Source organism: Lutibacter citreus (assembly GCF_003260195.1).
Lineage (GTDB): Bacteria > Bacteroidota > Bacteroidia > Flavobacteriales > Flavobacteriaceae > Lutibacter > Lutibacter citreus.
On sequence record NZ_QEIH01000002.1, the window covers coordinates 505,086 to 523,579 of the forward strand.

At 29.7% G+C, this 18,494-nt stretch carries 14 protein-coding genes; 9 read left to right on the forward strand and 5 right to left on the reverse strand.

Annotated elements, in window-relative coordinates; translation table 11 throughout:
* Positions 1 to 12: 12 nt before the first annotated feature.
* Together DAD81_RS05210 and DAD81_RS05215 are read left to right on the forward strand one after the other, a co-directional pair.
* Positions 13 to 1,602 carry a family 16 glycosylhydrolase gene (locus tag DAD81_RS05210; RefSeq protein WP_111707176.1) on the forward strand — a complete coding sequence of 530 codons (1,590 nt, stop codon included), beginning with the start codon at positions 13 to 15 and terminating at the stop codon, positions 1,600 to 1,602.
* A 7-nt stretch (positions 1,603 to 1,609) separates the two neighbouring features.
* Positions 1,610 to 2,464 (forward strand): endonuclease/exonuclease/phosphatase family protein, encoded by an 855-nt coding sequence (locus DAD81_RS05215; protein ID WP_111707177.1) that lies wholly within the window; start codon positions 1,610 to 1,612, stop codon positions 2,462 to 2,464.
* Positions 2,465 to 2,486: 22 nt separating this feature from the next.
* Here DAD81_RS05215 and rsmI read toward each other — a convergent pair whose 3' ends face one another.
* Together rsmI and DAD81_RS05225 are read right to left on the reverse strand one after the other, a co-directional pair.
* Positions 2,487 to 3,161 carry a 16S rRNA (cytidine(1402)-2'-O)-methyltransferase gene (rsmI, locus tag DAD81_RS05220; protein ID WP_262511267.1) on the reverse strand — a complete coding sequence of 225 codons (675 nt, stop codon included), beginning with the start codon at positions 3,159 to 3,161 and terminating at the stop codon, positions 2,487 to 2,489.
* Between the two features lie 45 nt (positions 3,162 to 3,206).
* On the reverse strand, positions 3,207 to 5,003 hold the full coding sequence (locus DAD81_RS05225; protein WP_111707178.1) for an AMP-dependent synthetase/ligase: 1,797 nt from the start codon (positions 5,001 to 5,003) through the stop codon (positions 3,207 to 3,209).
* Between the two features lie 324 nt (positions 5,004 to 5,327).
* Between DAD81_RS05225 and aspS the strand changes: the two genes are divergently transcribed.
* The 3 genes from aspS to DAD81_RS05240 all read left to right on the forward strand — a co-directional run bounded on the left by aspS (position 5,328) and on the right by DAD81_RS05240 (position 10,980).
* The gene (gene aspS, locus DAD81_RS05230; RefSeq protein ID WP_111707179.1) at positions 5,328 to 7,076 is read left to right on the forward strand and encodes an aspartate--tRNA ligase; all 1,749 of its coding nucleotides are present in this window, start codon (positions 5,328 to 5,330) and stop codon (positions 7,074 to 7,076) included.
* A 61-nt stretch (positions 7,077 to 7,137) separates the two neighbouring features.
* Entirely contained in the window at positions 7,138 to 8,907 is a 1,770-nt protein-coding gene (locus DAD81_RS05235; RefSeq protein WP_111707180.1) for an APC family permease, read from the forward strand.
* Positions 8,908 to 9,189: 282 nt separating this feature from the next.
* A complete protein-coding gene (locus DAD81_RS05240; RefSeq protein ID WP_111707181.1) occupies positions 9,190 to 10,980 on the forward strand; it encodes a chloride channel protein in 1,791 nt (596 codons plus the stop codon).
* On the opposite strand, the gene glpQ is transcribed toward DAD81_RS05240, so the two are convergent.
* Positions 10,977 to 11,894, reverse strand: a complete 918-nt coding sequence (glpQ, locus tag DAD81_RS05245; RefSeq protein ID WP_111707182.1) for a glycerophosphodiester phosphodiesterase — start codon at positions 11,892 to 11,894, stop codon at positions 10,977 to 10,979. The two genes, DAD81_RS05240 and glpQ, sit on opposite strands and share 4 nt — an antisense overlap.
* A gap of 146 nt (positions 11,895 to 12,040) precedes the next feature.
* Between glpQ and DAD81_RS05250 the strand changes: the two genes are divergently transcribed.
* Complete coding sequence (locus DAD81_RS05250; RefSeq protein ID WP_111707183.1) at positions 12,041 to 12,289, forward strand: hypothetical protein; 249 nt, start codon at positions 12,041 to 12,043, stop codon at positions 12,287 to 12,289.
* Between the two features lie 4 nt (positions 12,290 to 12,293).
* On the opposite strand, the gene DAD81_RS05255 is transcribed toward DAD81_RS05250, so the two are convergent.
* The gene (locus DAD81_RS05255; protein ID WP_111707184.1) at positions 12,294 to 12,743 is read right to left on the reverse strand and encodes a nucleoside deaminase; all 450 of its coding nucleotides are present in this window, start codon (positions 12,741 to 12,743) and stop codon (positions 12,294 to 12,296) included.
* Positions 12,744 to 12,914: 171 nt separating this feature from the next.
* On the opposite strand from DAD81_RS05255, the gene DAD81_RS05260 reads away from it, so the two are divergent.
* From DAD81_RS05260 to DAD81_RS05270, 3 genes are all read left to right on the forward strand, one after another.
* Positions 12,915 to 13,757 (forward strand): T9SS type A sorting domain-containing protein, encoded by an 843-nt coding sequence (locus tag DAD81_RS05260; protein ID WP_111707185.1) that lies wholly within the window; start codon positions 12,915 to 12,917, stop codon positions 13,755 to 13,757.
* A 289-nt stretch (positions 13,758 to 14,046) separates the two neighbouring features.
* A complete protein-coding gene (locus tag DAD81_RS05265) occupies positions 14,047 to 15,816 on the forward strand; it encodes a 1-deoxy-D-xylulose-5-phosphate synthase (RefSeq protein WP_111707186.1) in 1,770 nt (589 codons plus the stop codon).
* A 28-nt stretch (positions 15,817 to 15,844) separates the two neighbouring features.
* Positions 15,845 to 16,804: a DUF3078 domain-containing protein gene (locus DAD81_RS05270; RefSeq protein ID WP_111707187.1), complete on the forward strand. Its 960-nt coding sequence runs from the start codon at positions 15,845 to 15,847 to the stop codon at positions 16,802 to 16,804.
* Between the two features lie 101 nt (positions 16,805 to 16,905).
* Here DAD81_RS05270 and amaB read toward each other — a convergent pair whose 3' ends face one another.
* The gene (gene amaB, locus DAD81_RS05275; RefSeq protein ID WP_111707388.1) at positions 16,906 to 18,459 is read right to left on the reverse strand and encodes an L-piperidine-6-carboxylate dehydrogenase; all 1,554 of its coding nucleotides are present in this window, start codon (positions 18,457 to 18,459) and stop codon (positions 16,906 to 16,908) included.
* Positions 18,460 to 18,494: the final 35 nt, after the last annotated feature.

An 18,494-nucleotide genomic window follows, 5' to 3' on the forward strand; every position in this document is an offset into this window, starting at 1 on the left:
TAAAAAAATAATATGAGAACAGTTATACATTATATATTTTTATTAGTTTTAATTGCAAGCTTAAATTCTTGTAATAAAAATTCTTCGGAAAAAATTGATTATGCAGACAATGTGGTTATTGCTCATCGTGGAGCTTGGAAAAGTAATAACTTACCTAAAAACTCTATAGCTTCATTAAAACAAGCAATAAAACTAGGTTGTACTGGTTCTGAATTTGATGTAAGAATGACATCTGATAATGTTTTAATTATTGCGCATGATGCTGATTATAACGGATTAGAAATTGAAAAATCAACTTATGAAGAGTTATCAAAGTTTAAACTTTCTAACGGAGAAATACTACCAACTTTAAAAGATTACATAATTGCAGGTATGCAAAATAATAAAGCTACTGGCTTAGTATGTGAAATTAAACCTTCAAAAATAGAAGGAAGAAACCTTATTATTACCGAAAACATTTTAAAACTAGTTAAAGAACTAAAAGCAGAAAGCTATATTAAAGCATATATTAGTTTTAGTTATTCAATTTTAAAAAAAATAAAAGAATTAGATCCAAATGCAAAAACTCAATATTTAGATGGCTCAAAATCTCCTGAACAATTAGAAACAGATGGAATATCAGGATTGGATTATTTAATTTATAAGTTTAAAATAAATCCACAATGGATTGCAAGTGCAAAAGAAAAAGGAATAGATTTAAATGCTTGGACAGCCAATAAAATTGAAGATATAGATTGGCTTTTAGCAAACGAGTTTGATTATATTACAACAGATGAACCTGAACTTGTTTTTGAAAGAATTAAAGCAAGTCCAATTAGCAAAGGATACAAATTGGTTTGGAGCGATGAGTTTAATTATAAAGGAAAACCAGACTCTACAAAATGGACTTATGATTACGGATTTATTGCAAATAAAGAAAAACAATATTATACAGATAGTTTAAAAAATGCCCGAGTTGAAAATGGTAATTTAATAATTGAAGCGTTTAAAGAAAAAATTGCTAATAAAGATTTAAAAAACGAGAAATATAATAATACTTGGGCAGCTTATAAAGCTGAAATTGATACAGTACAATATACTTCGGCTAGGATAAAAACTGAAAACCTTGCAGAATGGAAATATGGACGTGTAGAAGCTAGAGCTAAATTACCAAAAGGACGTGGTATGTGGCCAGCAATATGGATGTTAAGTGAGTCTAGACAAGAACTGGGTTGGCCTGAAAGTGGCGAAATAGATATTATGGAACACGTAGGTTATGATAATGATACTATTCACGGAACTATTCACACGAAAGCTTATAACCATATGATAGGGACCCAAAAAGGTAAAACTATTTTTATTGAAGACCCTAATGATACATTTCATGTATTCGCTATTGAATGGACTCCAGAAAAAATTGATTTTTTAGTAGATGATGTAGTATACAATCACATAAAAAATGAACATAAAACAACTGCTGAATGGCCATTTGATCAAAAATTTTATTTAATTTTAAATGTTGCCGTTGGTGGTAATTGGGGAGGCAGAGAAGGTATAGATGACACCATTTTTCCGCAGCAGATGGTAGTGGATTATATACGGGTTTTTCAAACAAAAGAATAAATTTATTATGAAATATTATTTAGTACCAATTGTTGTTTTGTTTATGAGTTTTTTAAGTTGTAATTCTGAAAAACAATCGACCCCTCAAAATCTTAATGTTATGACTTATAACATTAGATTAGATGTCGCTTCAGATGGAGAAAATGCTTGGTCAAACAGAAAAGACTTTTTGAGTTCGCAAATACTATTTTACAGTCCAGATATATTTGGTGTTCAGGAAGCCAGACCAAATCAAATGTCCGATTTAAAAAATGCTTTAAAAAATTATAAAGCTATTGGTAAAGGAAGAGATGGTGATAATAAAGGCGAATATTCTGCGATTTTTTACAATGCAGAAAAAGTAAGTGTTGAACAAGAAAATACATTTTGGTTGTCTGAAACACCAACTGAAATTTCAAAAGGTTGGGATGCAGCTTATCCTAGAATTTGTACATATGGACTTTTTACAATACATGAAACAAATAAAAAAATATGGGTATTTAATACGCATTTAGATCATATTGGAAATCAGGCTCGATTAAATGGTATACAATTAATTTTAAAAAAAATATCAGATTTAAATACGGATGATTTACCAGTTATTGTTATGGGTGATTTTAATGTTGAACCTAGTAGTGAATTAATAACAAATCTTAAACAAACTTTAGACGATTCTAAAGAAAAAGCAAAAAATATTTTTGGGTCAAACGGAACATTTAACGATTTTAAATTTAATGAATTAGTTACTAAAAGAATAGATTATATTATGTTATCAAAATCCTCAAAAATTGAAGTTGAAAAGTATGGTGTACTATCTAGTTCAATAGATTTAAAATACCCTTCAGATCATTTTCCAGTTTTAGTTAGTTTAACATTAAAGTAGTATTACGTTTATAAAACGTAAACTATTTTTTACCTCCTAAAACAATAACAAATTCACCTTTTGGATCTTTTTTTGTGAAGTGTTCAAGCACTTCTGCAACAGTTCCTCGTATAGTTTCTTCGTATAATTTTGTTAATTCACGAGAAACAGAAACAGGACGATCTGCACCAAAATATTCAACAAAATTGGTGAGCGTTTTTACTAGTTTATGGGGCGATTCATAAAAAATAATAGTTCTAGTTTCTTCAGCCAAAAAAAGAAAACGTGTTTGTCTTCCTTTTTTTACCGGTAAAAATCCTTCAAAAACAAATTTATCATTTGGCAAACCACTATTTACCAATGCTGGTACAAAAGCCGTTGCACCAGGCAAACATTCAATTTTAATATCACTTTCTATACAAGCACGCGTTAATAAAAATCCAGGATCAGAAATTGCTGGCGTTCCTGCATCAGAAATTAAAGCGATAGCTTCTCCATTTTTAATACGCTGAACAATATTAGCAACTGTTTTATGTTCGTTATGCATATGATGACTATGCATATGTGTAGCAATTTCAAAATGTTTTAACAGTTTTCCGCTAGTTCGCGTGTCTTCTGCTAAAATTAAATCAACTTCTTTTAAAACTTTTACAGCTCTAAAAGTCATATCATCTAAATTCCCAATAGGTGTAGGTACTAAATATAATTTGGATTCCAATGTTGTATTTTTTTATTTAACTACTATTTTAAATGTATATTTTAATTAATCTTTATACATTTTATCAATTAATTCTTTATACTTTTTCTGAATAACCTTTCTTTTAAGTTTTAAAGTTGCTGTAATTTCACCAGCTTCAATACTAAATTCTTTAGGTAATAAAGTTATTTTTTTAATTTTTTCAAAAACAGAAAATTCCTTTTGTAATTCATCAACACGTTTATCAATCATATCTTTTATTTGGTTATGATTAATTAACTCTTCAATATCTTTAAAACTAATTTTATGCTCTATAGCATACTTTTTAATATTTTCAAAACTAGGTACAGCAAGCGCTGTTACGTATTTTTGTTGATCACCAATTACTGCAATTTGCTCAATAAATGAATCATTTATTAAGGCAGTTTCCAATTTTTGAGGAGCAATATATTTTCCTCCAGAAGTTTTCATTAAATCTTTTATTCTATCAGTAATAACAAGATTTCCTTCGGTATCTATTTTACCAGCATCACCAGTTTTAAACCAACCATTTTCAAAAACTTCAGCTGTAGCTTCTGGTTTTTTATAGTAACCACGCATTACTCCAGGTCCTTTTACTAAAATTTCGTTGTTTTCACCAATTTTAATTTCAGTTCCGTGAATTGCTTTTCCTGCTGAATTAAATTCGTAATTTTTATAGCCAAATAATGAGGCTGTTGCGGTGGTTTCTGTTAAACCATATCCACATTTAATATTTAATCCAAATGAATAGAAAAACGAAACTAAATCTGCAGCTAATGGAGCGCCTCCACAAGGCATAAATTTTATACGTCCACCAAACACATCTCTTAGTTTACATAAAACTAATTTATCAGCAATTTTATATTTTAATTTTAATATTAATGGTACTTTTTTATCAATTCGTTTGTACTTATTATTGTAAGAATTTCCAATACCCAAAGCCCAACTTGCTAATTTCATCTTAATTGGTGAAGCTTCTTTTCTTTTATCTTGAATTGCTGCAAATATTTTCTCAAAAATACGAGGCACAGTACACATTACGGTAGGTTTAACTTCTTTTAAAACATCTGCTATTTTTTTTGGATCTTGATTAAAATAAACCTCCATACCTACATGTAAACAGAAAAACACCCAACTACGCTCATAAATATGACTTAATGGCAAAAAACTTAATGATGAATCTGTTTCATCTACATCCAATTCGTAATCGTGTGCTTCTAATGATGTTGAAAAGTTGTTATGATCTAGCATAACACCTTTTGGTTCTCCGGTAGTTCCAGAAGTGTATATTATACTTGCCAGATCATTTAAATCAAGCTCATATTCTCTTTTCTGACGTTCAGTTTCAATAGAATCTGGAAATTGTTGCTGTCTAAAATCATTAAAATAAACAGCGTTATCTGTATTTTTTAACTTAACGGTTGAATTTAAAGCTACAATTAATTTTAAATGTTTGTTAGTTTTTGAAATTTCATAAGCTTTGTTGTATTCTTCTTGGTCGCCAACAAAAATTAAAGATATTTCAGCATCATTAATTATGTACTCAGTTTCTTTTTTAGAATTGGTGGCGTAAACAGGTACTGTTATTGCTCTAATACTCATTATTCCTATATCAGCAATAATCCATTCTGGCATATTTTGAGCAAAAATAGCTATGTTTTGATGTTCTTTAATTCCAAAATTTATAAGTGCTCTTGAAACTTCTTGAATCTGATTTCCAAAAGTCTCCCAAGAAATACCAATCCATTTATTATTTATAGAATCTTTATAATGTATTGCATTTTTGTGTTGATATTTCAGCACATTATTTTTTATTTCAATACCAAGATGTTTGTAACTCATAACTCGTTATTTTTCTAAATTGTAATATACAAATTACCTTTTTCAAAGCCCGCAAATCTAATGATATTTTAATTGCTGACTATAATTTGATGTTACACATAATGTTATTTATGTATTATTTAGGCCTCAAAAACCTTGCCTCACCTATTAGGTAAAGGATTAAATGTTTATTTGAACTCTTTTTTACCTTTTTTGTCATATTAATTGTAAATATTGAAAGCCTGACATTTGTCTGAGCAAATAGAAGCCTCAAAAAATTGATTATAACTCATAAAACTAGAGTTTAATTGACTAAATTTGCACATTCTTAAAAAAATCAGGAAAATGTATAGAACACATTCAAACGGAGAATTACGATTAGCAAATGTAGGTCAGGAAGTTACCTTAGCTGGTTGGGTGCAAAAATCACGTGATAAAGGATTTATGATTTGGGTTGATTTACGCGATCGTTATGGTATAACACAACTTATTTTTGATGAAGAACGTACGTCAAAAGAAATGGTTGAAAAAGCAAAAACTTTAGGACGCGAGTTTGTAATTCAAATTACTGGAGAAGTAATTGAACGTGTTTCTAAAAACAAAAATATTCCAACAGGTGAAGTTGAAATTTTAGTAAAAAAACTAGATGTTTTAAATGAATCTAAAACACCTCCTTTTACTATTGAAGATGAAACTGATGGTGGTGATGAGTTGAGAATGAAATATCGTTACTTAGATATTAGAAGAAATCCAGTGAAGGAAAGTTTAATTTTCCGTCATAAAGTAGCTATTGAAGTTAGAAAATATTTATCAGATAAAGGTTTTATTGAAGTTGAAACGCCTGTTTTAATTAAATCTACGCCTGAAGGTGCACGTGATTTTGTGGTGCCTAGTAGAATGAATGAAGGTCAGTTTTATGCTTTACCACAATCACCTCAAACATTTAAGCAATTGCTTATGGTTGGTGGATTGGATAAGTATTTTCAAATCGTAAAATGCTTTAGAGATGAAGATTTACGTGCAGACAGACAACCAGAATTTACACAAATTGACTGTGAAATGGCGTTTGTTGAGCAAGAAGATATTTTAAATGCTTTTGAAGGTTTAACACGTCACTTATTAAGTGAAGTAAACGGTGTTGAAATTGCAGAATTTCCACGTATGACGTATGATGAAGCAATGAAAAAATACGGGAATGACAAACCAGATATCAGATTTGGAATGGAGTTTGGAGAATTAAATGAAGTTGCACAACATAAAGAATTTGGTGTTTTTAACAATGCTGAATTAGTTGTTGGTATTGCAGTGCCTGGTGGAGCAAGTTACACGCGTAAAGAAATTGACAAGTTAGTTGAATGGGTTAAGCGTCCTCAAGTTGGTGCTTTAGGAATGGTATATGTAAAATGTAACGATGATGGTACTTTTAAATCATCTGTAGATAAATTTTATGAACAAGAAGATTTAGCTAAATGGGCTGAAACTACTAATGCCAAACCTGGAGATTTAATTTGTATATTAAGTGGTTTAGAAAATAAAGTAAGAGCGCAATTAAGTGCTTTACGTATGGAATTAGCGGAGCGTTTAGGTTTACGTGATCCTAAAGTATTTGCCCCTTTATGGGTTGTAGATTTTCCTCTTTTAGAATGGGATGAAGATACAAAACGTTATCATGCAATGCACCATCCGTTTACATCTCCAAAACCGGAAGATATGGATATGTTAGATACTGATCCTGGAAAAGTAAGAGCAAACGCCTACGATTTAGTGATGAACGGAAATGAAATTGGTGGTGGTTCTATTAGAATTCACGATAAAGCTACGCAAGCTTTAATGTTAGGTCATTTAGGTTTTACTCCTGAAGAAGCTAAAGAGCAATTTGGCTTTTTAATGAATGCTTTTGAATATGGTGCGCCTCCTCACGGTGGTTTAGCATTTGGATTAGATAGGTTGGTTGCTATTTTAGGTGGACAAGAAACCATTCGAGATTTTATAGCATTCCCAAAAAATAATAGCGGTAGAGATGTAATGATAGATGCTCCTTCAAAAATTGATGATGAGCAACTAAAAGAATTACGCTTAAAACTAGATTTATAACAAAAACACAAACCTCAATATTTTTATTGAGGTTTTTTTATCACTAAATTGAAATTTAAAAGTGAAAACTAATCAAGTTCATAAGAAATTAAATGAGTTAGCTTCTACAGCAATATGTGGAAATGATATTAGCTCATCTGTATTATATGTATCAGCTTTGGCAATTGCATTTGCCGGTCAATATGCATGGATAACTTTACTAATAGTATCTTTAGTATTGTTTTTATTTAGAAAAATTTATGGTGAGGTTGTTGGTGCCTTACCTTTAAATGGTGGTGCTTATAATGCTTTATTAAACACAACTAGTAAAGGAATGGCGTCATTTGCTGCAACTTTAACGTTGTTATCATATATGGCAACTGCGGTTATTTCTGCAAATGAAGCTATCCATTATTTACATCATTTAATACCTGCAATGCCAATAATTATTTCAACAATTGTATTATTAGCATTTTTTGCACTTTTAACTATTGGTGGTATTACAGAATCATCTAAAGTTGCTATTGGAATTTTTATTTTTCATTTGTCATCTTTAGTAATTTTGGCTTTATTTATTTTCGTTTTCTTATTTAAAAATGACTTATCCATTTTTATTGAAAACTGGCACGCTCCGGTTACAAATGGGAGTATTAGTAATGCTATATTTTTAGGTTTTGCGGCTTCTATGTTAGGTGTTTCTGGTTTTGAAAGTTCTGCCAATTTTGTTGAAGAACAAGAAAAAGGTGTGTTTCCAAAAACATTAAGAAATATGTGGGCAATAGTAAGTATTGTAAACCCATTAATGGCTGTTTTGGCATTAGCTTTATTTACAATTCCTGTTTTACAAAGTAGCGAATTTCAAAATACATTACTTATTGAAATGGGACATTATGTTGGCGGAAAATGGGTGGCAACTTTAATTGCAGTTGATGCCTTTTTAGTGTTAAGTGGTGCAGTTTTAACAAGTTTTGTTGGGGTGTCTGGTTTATTAGAACGTATGACTTTAGATAGAGTTATGCCTCAGTTTTTCTTAAAGAAAAGTTCTAGAGGAAGTTCTTACAGAATTATACTTATGTTTTTCTTTTTATCGGTTTCAGTATTATTAATAACTAATGGAGATGTAAAACTATTAGCAGGTGTTTATACTATTTCATTCTTATCTGTAATGGCATTGTTCGGAATTGGTAATATATTATTAAAAGTTAAAAGAAAATCTCTACCTAGGCCTGAAGTAGCTTCCTGGCTATCTATTTTAATAGCAATTGGCGCTGTTATAGTTGCCTTAGTGGGTAATATTACAATGAAAACGGAAGGTGATGCTCCAAGTAATTTAATGGTATTTTTAGATTATTTTATTCCTTCAATTATTTTTATTGCATTTATGTTGAATAGAACTGTAATTCTAAATTTCTTATTGCACGTTATGCATACAATATTTGATCCTGTTATAAGCCTTATTCATAAAATAGATGGAAAAATATTGAAAACAATTGATGAAATAAACTCACAAGAATTTGTTTTCTTTACCAAAGGAGACAATATTGCATCACTAAATAAAGTAATGTTGTATATTATTAAAAATGAGCATACAAAAAAAATAAAAATTGTATTGGCATTGGAAAAGGATGAGGTAATACCTCCAAATTTACCAATGGAAATAGAGTTTTTAGGAAAAGAATATCCAGAGATTAATATTGAATTTTTAATAATTGATGGTAAGTTCTCTCCTAAATTAATTCAAGAACTTTCTAAAAAATGGAAAATTCCTGTAAACTTTATGTTCATAGGATCTCCAAGCGATAAATTTCCATATAAAATTGAACAATTGGGTGGTGTTAGGTTAATTATCTAAAAAATAAAAATATTATAACTAAGGTTATATGTATTGAAATAAAAGTATTTGATTATTTTTAAAAACAATCTAACTATAAAAAGTGAATAGTCATAACTCAAATATTTTTAATTACGATTTTGATTGGGTAAAACCCAACAAAAAGAATGCTAAAGAGCAGGTAAAAGAGACCTGTTGTAAAAAATTTAAAAAGAAAGGAGAAAAGAAATGTAAAAATTGCCCAAAACGTATTAAGTAGTTCTTAATTTTAGGTATTTTTGCACATTCTTTTTTTAAAAAACAATGTCAACGAAATTAAAAAGTATCCTTAAGAAATTTCTAATTTGGAAATATCAACATATTTCTGATAAGCAATTTATACAACTTTCAAGTGCTATTATTGGTTTATTAGCAGGTCTTGGAGCTGTACTACTAAAAAACCTTACTCACTTTATTCAACATTTACTTGAATGGGAATTTATAAAAGATATTCATGTTGCCTTTTATTTTATTTTTCCACTTATTGGTTTGTTTTTAGTGAGAATGGTTAAAAGATACGGAATAAAGAAAAAAGTTGGTCATGGAATTCCCTCTACCTTATTTTCAATTTCAAAGTTAAAAGGGATTATGCCGCGTCATCAAATGTGGTCATCTATTTTAACAGCTCCCTTAACAGTTGGTTTTGGGGGGTCTGTTGGTCTTGAAGGGCCTACAGTAGCTACTGGTGCTGCTTTGGGGTCTAATTTTGCACGGTTAATGCACCTAAATCAAACAACTAGAACATTACTTATTGGAGCAGCAGCAGCAGGTGCTATGTCTTCTATATTTAAGGCTCCAATTGCGGCAATTGTTTTTGCGGTTGAAATTTTTAGTTTAGAATTAACAATGGCATCAATGATTCCATTACTTATAGCTTCTATTACAGCCATATTAACTTCTTATTTCTTTTTTGGAGATGATGTATTACTTCACTTTAATATTGAAGACAAATTTCAACTAAACGATGTTTTGTTTTATGTTTTGTTAGGAGTTTCTTCATCTGCAGTATCTATTTATTTTAGCAAAGTATATTTTAGAATAGGAGAATTTTTTAGAAATTTTAAAGGTGCTCACAAAAGATTACTTTTTGGAGGAACATTATTAGGTGTAATGGTTTTTCTAATCCCACCATTATTTGGAGAGGGTTATTCAACAATAAATAATATTTTAAAAGGAAATATAGCACCAATAGTTACTAATAATATATTTCATATTGAAGCTGATAATGTTTTAATTATGATTATCTTTTTAGTAGGTTTGGTTGTGTTTAAAGTTATTGCAACCTCGTTAACTTTTGGAGCAGGAGGTGTTGGTGGAGTTTTTGCACCTACACTTTTTACAGGAAGTATTACTGGTTTTGTATTTGCAACAATTATAAATCACAGCAATATTTTTAGCCATCAATTATCCTCTACTAATTTTGCCATGGTAGGTATGGCTGGTTTAATGGCTGGTATTTTACAAGCTCCTTTAACCGCAATTTTCTTAATTGCTGAACTTACAGGTGGTTACGAATTATTTATTCCATTAATGATTGTTTCGTCAATATCCTTTTTAATAACTAAACGTTATATACCTCATAATATCTATGCTTCTGAACTAGCTAAAAAAGGACAACTTATTACGCATAACAAAGATAAAACTGTTTTAATGTTAATGGATATTGATAAAGTTATTGAAACTAACTTTATTATATTAACTCCAAATATGAAACTAGGTGAGATTGTAAACAATGCAGTTGCAAAATCGTCTAGAAATCACTTTCCTGTTGTTAGTCATAATCAAGAATTTTTAGGTGTTATTACTTTAGATAATATAAGAAGTATTATGTTTAATACAGAACTTTATGAAAAAGTATCAGTTGCTAGTTTAATGCATAGTGTACCAGATGTTATTAACTATGATAAAGACTCTATGGAAGATATAATGAACAAATTTAAAACTACTGTAGCCTGGAATTTACCAGTAATAAAGGATGGTAAGTATTATGGGTTTATTTCAAAATCTAGATTACTAACTTCTTATAGACGTAAATTAATTGCAGTTACTGCTTAGTTTTTAGATATAAAATCAACAACTTTATCTGGGAAATCTGTAAAAACACCATCAATGTTTGCTTGGTATAACCCTACTTGCAATAATTCTTCAAATGATTTAAATTCACCTAATTGATCGGCTCTAAAAGTATATGCGTGTACGGTTAAATTATTTTTATGAGCATTTATAACTAGGTTTGAAAACACCCAATTTCCATTGTTGTCTTTTCCTTTTATAATTTGCTTGTACCAAGGACCTATTCCATCTGCATATTCTGAAAATTCTTGCATTCTTTTTTCATCATCTTCGAACTCTATAAGCTGTATTAAAAATAGGTCACTTTTAAGTTTTTGTCTAATTCTTTTTAATTCTTTAGGATCAAAACACTGTAAAATACAATTATCTGTTTTTAATTTATAACCATAATTATTTAGAATTTCTAAAACAATATTTGAAATATCCTTCCCTTCATTTTGATGAAATTCTGGTTCCTTTATTTCTGGGTAAATACCAATATTTTTGCCCGTACTTGTATTTAATCCTTGTATTAATTCAATTTCTTCTTGTAGAGAATGTAATTTAAATGTTGATTTATTTAAAGGAAACCTATTAGGGTAAACGGCTTTTTTAGTTTCTGGGTTAAATCTTTCAACTACATTTAATTGCTTTAACTCATCAAAAGTAAAATCAATAACATAATACATTTCATCATCTCGTTTTCTATCAGGAAATCTTGTTGCAACATCAGTAACCGTTTCTAAATGTATATCATGAATTACTATAGGAACATTGTCTTTGCTTAAAACAATATCTTGTTCAAGATAATTAACATTCATGGCGTAAGCCATTGCTTTTGCCGCAATTGAATGTTCAGGTAAATAACCTGATGCTCCTCTATGAGCGATTACAGTTTTTTTAGCTTTATTTGACATATTTTTGGTAAGTTAATTATTAGCATCACAACCCAACAAACTTAAAAATAATAACAATACTAAAACTCTATCTATCTTTTAAATTTAAAATTAATATAATGTGTAACTTTTTGTAATTTTGTAATCCTTAAATTAATTTCTTACTTATGAAGTTTACATTAATATTTATTTTTATACTTATTTTAAGCACTTTGGGATATGGGTTTTATATAAAAAATATAGGAGATCCAAGTGGAGAAATTATAATAGGAGTTTCTGTATTGGCGTTGGCTTTTATTTTTATGCCTCTATTTATTTTTCATAGATATAAAAACAAGAATATCAAAGATTTTACTTTTGATAAATACAGAAAAGATCTAGAAGAACATATTAAAAAAGAAGACAAAGACTTATAATAGCTTAATTTAAATTACGTTTTTCTATAAAAAATCTAGTTAATAATTTAGCACAATCATCTTCTAATATACCACCCACAACCTTTGTTTTAGGATGTAACGTTGTACCCATTGAAATAAAGCCTCGTTTTTCTTCTCTTGCACCATAAACTATTTTTCCAATTTGAGTCCAATAGCTTGCGCCTGCGCACATTTGACAAGGTTCTAATGTAACATATAAAGTACATTCTTTTAAATATTTACCTCCTAAATAATCTGCCGCAGCAGTAAAAGCCTGCATTTCTGCATGGGCAGTAACATCATTTAAGGTTTCAGTTAAATTATGAGCACGAGCAATAATTTTATTTTTCATAACTATTACCGCTCCAATTGGCACTTCGTTTTTATCAAAAGCCGTTTGTGCTTCTTGTAAAGCGCGTTTCATAAAATAAATATCATCAAAGGGATCTATCATATTTCAAAAGTAATTTTTTTAAAGAAAATATACCATTTTTGCTTTGAAATTAATTAAATTAAATGATGATTTTATATCTAAGAAAAGCATAGGATTGTTATCGTTTATTTTGCTTTTATAAGCAAAAATCATTTTTTTGTATTTTTACTTAAATAAATAAAAAAGAGTTTCATGAAAAAACTATTACTTGTTTTAACTTTATTTACAAGTATAACAACTTTTGCCCAGTATACTTGGTATGACCTCAACGATGGAGGTTCTGACGCTACACTTACAAAGAATAAGGCTGAAGTTTCAATATCACAGGTCGCAAATCCTGATAATCCTGGTGATATTACGGCTAACCCAATGGTAACATTATTTCACGTAAATCCTATTACTGAAGATAGTTTCAAAAGTATTTTTGTTACTTTTCCTACCAGTTTAGGGCTTAATGAATCAGACATAACTAACTTAGCCCCATTAAACATAACAATACGTTCTTATTTTCCTTCTTACGCCGATGCTCTAAACCTCGACAATCCAAATGTACGTGTTAGAGTGTATATTGATGGTGAATATTCTCAAGTAAAACTTGGAGCTACTGATGAAGGTAATTGGCATAACTTAACATTTACTTTGGATGGTGATGATGTACTTGGTGAAGGTTTTATAGAGTCAATTGAATTAAGGTTCGTATCTACTGCAGTTGATTTAAATAAAGACTTCAAATTTTATATTGATAGTGTTACAGCAAATAAAGAGTTAACTACAGATGCTTCTTTGGCTATAGATGAGTATAGTGATGCACTAGAAGCTGGAATCAATCTTTATCCTAACCCTGTAACAAACAGTTTTCAAATAGATTCTAAAGAAAATATTGAGACAGTAAAATTGTATAATATTACTGGTAATTTGTTAAAAATATTTAACGAAAAATCAAATTATGATATTAATGATTTGTCAGCCGGAGTTTATATTGTAAATATTAAAACACAATTAGGTTCAAATGCTTTAATAGTTATAAAAAAATAAAGAGCCTAAAATGAAAAATATTAAGCAACAACAAGTGTTGTATTTTATCATATTTATTATAGACGATTTTAAACATAATCAGTATTTTAGTTAGTAATCACTAATTTTCTCATATACCAATACAAGCGCTTCTGATAGAAATCTAATAACTATTTATTAGACCTTATTAAATTGAAATAGTTTGAAAAATGTTAAATATTTATGTTGATATTAAAAAAATTGTATATGAAACTATAGAAGTTTTAAATACATAAATATATTACAGTTCAAATTATTGTAGTTTTGTAACGTGAATAAAAATTTGTTACAAAATATTGTGAGCCCAAAAGACTTACGTAAACTTTTAAAAAGTGAATTACCTCAAGTAGCTAAAGAATTACGCGATTTTATAATTGATATCGTAGCTACAAAAGAAGGCCATTTAGGAGCAAGTTTAGGTGTTGTTGAGTTAACTATTGCTCTTCATTATGTTTTTGATACTCCAAATGATTTATTAATTTGGGATGTTGGTCACCAAGCTTATGGGCATAAAATTTTAACAGAAAGACGGGAGAAATTTCACACCAATCGTCAGTTTGGAGGTATTTCTGGGTTTCCTAAAATAAGTGAAAGTAAATATGATGCTTTTGGAACCGGACATTCATCTACATCAATATCTGCAGCTTTAGGAATGGCTATTGCTTCAAAAATTAAAGGAGATTTTAATAAACATCATATTGCTGTTATTGGAGATGCTTCAATAGCAAGCGGAATGGCTTTTGAAGGTTTAAATCATGCCGGAGTAACTGATGCCAATTTATTGATAATATTAAACGACAATGCTATGGGAATTGATCCAAGTGTTGGGGCTTTAAAAAACTATTTTACCGAAGTTAAAGCTGGTGGAAAAGTTAGAAAAAATAATATTATTGAAGCTTTAAACTTTAATTATTCAGGACCCATTGACGGTCATAATATTGAAGCTATTATTAATGAATTAGAACGACTTAAATCTATTTCAGGTCCAAAGTTTCTGCATATTATCACAACCAAAGGAAAAGGCTTAAAGAAAGCAGAACAAGATCAGGTGAAATACCATGCTCCAGGAAAATTTGACAAAATAACAGGTGAAATTATTTCAAAAAGTGAAGAAATTTTTCCTCCTAAATTTCAAGATGTTTTTGGAGAAACAATTGTTGAATTGGCATATATAAATAAAAAAATTGTAGGAATAACTCCAGCTATGCCTACTGGATCTTCATTAAAATTAATGATTGATAAAATTCCAGAGAGAGCATTTGATGTTGGAATAGCGGAGCAACATGCTGTAACATTAGCTGCTGGAATGGCCTCTCAAGGATTAATACCATTCTGTAATATCTATTCTACATTCTTACAACGTGCTTATGATCAAATAATTCATGATGTTGCTTTGCAAAACTTACCTGTTATTTTTTGTATAGATAGAGCTGGAATTGTAGGAGAAGATGGAGCAACGCATCATGGGGTTTTTGATATTTCATTTTTACGGTGTATTCCTAATTTGGTAATATTTGCTCCACTAAATGAAATTGAACTGCGAAATATAATGTTCACTGTTCAAAAAGGAATAAATTTTCCAATTGCTATTAGATATCCTAGAGGAAGAGGTACAATTTTAGATTGGAAGCAGCCTTTTTCATCAATAGAGATTGGGAAAGGTGAATGTATTTCAAAAGGGGAAGAAATTGCTATTTTAAGTATTGGGACTATTGGAAATATTATTAAAGAAATTCAACCTGAATTACCAACCAACAAATTTTCTCATTACAATATGAGATTTGTAAAGCCATTAGATGAAAAATTACTAAAAATTATCTTTAACAAATACAAAATGGTTGTTACCATAGAGAATGGCACAATTATTGGAGGATTTGGAACTGCAATTTTAGAGTTTGCAGCTAAAAACAATTATAAAAAAATAGTAATTAAAACAATAGGTATTCCTGATGAATTTGTACCACACGGAACAGTAAATGAGCTTTTTGATAAATTACATTTATCTAAAGAACAAATTAAAAGCACTTTACTAAAGTATTAAATTCTTGAGGTTTTTTTAAAATTAAATTATGAAATTAAATCTTCTTTTAGTTTTCACGTTTCTTTCTTCAATTTGTTCGAATGCATCTTATATTGATGATTCTTTTTCAACCATTAAACCTGATTCTATAAGTAAATGGAAAGAAAAAAATAATTTACAACTTATTTTCACTCAAAATTCCTTTATAAATTGGAGTTCTGGGGGTAATAACTCAATTTCTGGTATAGTGAAAGTACACTCCACTAGAAATTACAAAAACGAACATTTGGTTTGGAATAATGAATTAAAATCTAGTTACGGTTTAAATAAAGAAGAAAAGAGAGAATTACGAAAAACAGAAGATAAACTTGAAATTACTTCAACTTTTGGATATCGAAGAAACCCTCAATCAAATTGGTACAATTCCGCAAAATTTAATTTTAGTACACAGTTTGCAAATGGTTATAAATATCCAAATAAAGATAAGCCTATTTCTAAATTGTTCGCACCTGCATATATGTTTCTTGGTGTTGGGTCTGAATTTTTTTCAAAAAAATTGGATTTGAAATTATACCTATCTCCAATAACTAATAAAACTACTTTTGTCTTTAGCCAACCGTTAGCAAATGAAGGTGCTTTTGGTGTAGAACGAGCCCTTTATAACGATGCAGGAGAATTGATTAAAGAAGGTAAGAATACCAGAATGGAATTTGGAAATTTAGTTACTTGTGAGTGGGAGAAAAAGGTGATGAGTAATATTGATATGGAGAATAAACTAACATTGTATTCTGATTATTTAAATAATTATGGAAATGTTGATGTAAATTGGGAGCTTAATTTTGACTTGACTATTAACAAATATGTAACAGCAAATATTGGTACACATTTAAGATATGATCATGACATAAAAACCAAGGAAGACATAAACAATGACGGAATTCTTGAAACTACAGGACCTAAAGTTCAATTAAAACAGCTTCTTGGAGTAGGTTTCTCTTATAATTTTTAAATTATTTAAAGAGATTGTCTAAAAAGTATTAGAGAAATCAATTTGATTTTATTTCATTCTAATGAAAAACACTCTTTTTAAACAATCTCTTCTTAAATATATTACAAGTCAAATTTTATTCCTTGAGCTAAAGGTAATTCAGTTGTATAATTAATTGTATTAGTTTGGCGTCTCATATAAATTTTCCAAGCGTCAGAACCAGATTCTCTGCCACCTCCAGTTTCTTTTTCTCCACCAAAAGCACCACCAATTTCAGCACCAGATGTACCAATGTTTACGTTTGCAATACCACAATCAGAACCTAGTTGTGACAAAAATAACTCAGCTTCACGTAAATTATTTGTCATTATTGCAGAAGAAAGCCCTTGTTTTACTCCATTCTGAATATCAATAGCATTTTCAACACTTCCAGTATATTTTAACAAATATAAAATTGGAGCAAATGTTTCATGCTGCACAATTTCAAAGTGATTATCCGCTTCTACAATTGCTGGTTTAACATAACATCCGCTTTCATAGCCTTTTCCACTTAAAACGCCACCTTCAACCAAAATAGTTCCACCTTCATCAATAGCTTTTTTTAGTGCTAATTGATACATTTCAACCGCATCCTTATCAATTAATGGCCCAACATGATTGTTTTCATTTAAAGGATTTCCTATTCTCAATTGTTTATAAGCGCTAACCAAAGCTTCTTTTACTTTATTATACATTGATTCATGAATAATTAATCTTCGAGTTGAAGTACAACGCTGCCCTGCTGTACCCACAGCTCCAAATACGGCGCCAATTATAGTCATTTTCAAATCTGCATCAGGAGTAACAATAATTGCATTATTTCCACCTAATTCTAATAAAGATTTTCCTAAACGTTCACCAACAGTTTTACTTACAATTTTACCCATTCTGGTAGATCCAGTTGCGGAAATTAAGGGGATTCTAGAATCTGTAGTCATAAATTCTCCTACTTTATAATTACCATTTATGATACATGAAATTCCTTCAGGTAAATTATTATCCTTTAAAACTTTTGCTATAATATTTTGACAAGCAATACTACAAAGAGGAGCTTTTTCTGATGCTTTCCAAACGCAAACATCTCCACATATCCAAGCTAAGGCTGTATTCCAGCTCCAAACAGCTACAGGAAAATTAAATGCTGATATTATACCCACTATACCTAATGGATGGTATTGTTCGTACATTCTATGTCCAGGACGTTCAGAATGCATTGTTAAACCGTGTAATTGACGGGATAAACCTACTGCAAATTCACAGATATCAATCATTTCTTGAACTTCACCTAAACCTTCTTGTAACGATTTTCCCATTTCATAGGAAACTAATTCACCTAGTGGTTGCTTAAGTTCTCGTAATTTATCTCCAAACTGCCTAACAATTTCACCTCTTAAAGGAGCTGGTTTTAATCGCCAGGTTTTATAAGCCAATTGAGCAGAATTCAAAACTTTTTCGTAATCTGCTTTTGTAGTTGATAAAACACTACCTATCAATTCTCCATCTACAGGTGAAAATGATTTAATTGTTTCTCCGTTTCCAAATGATTCGGATCCTGTTGATGTTCCAAAATTTTGAGATTTTACACCTAATTGATCTAATGTTTTTTGAATAGTTTTTTTAACAGTTGTAGATTCCATTTTTACAAGATTTAATATGTTTCCTAACAAAGCTA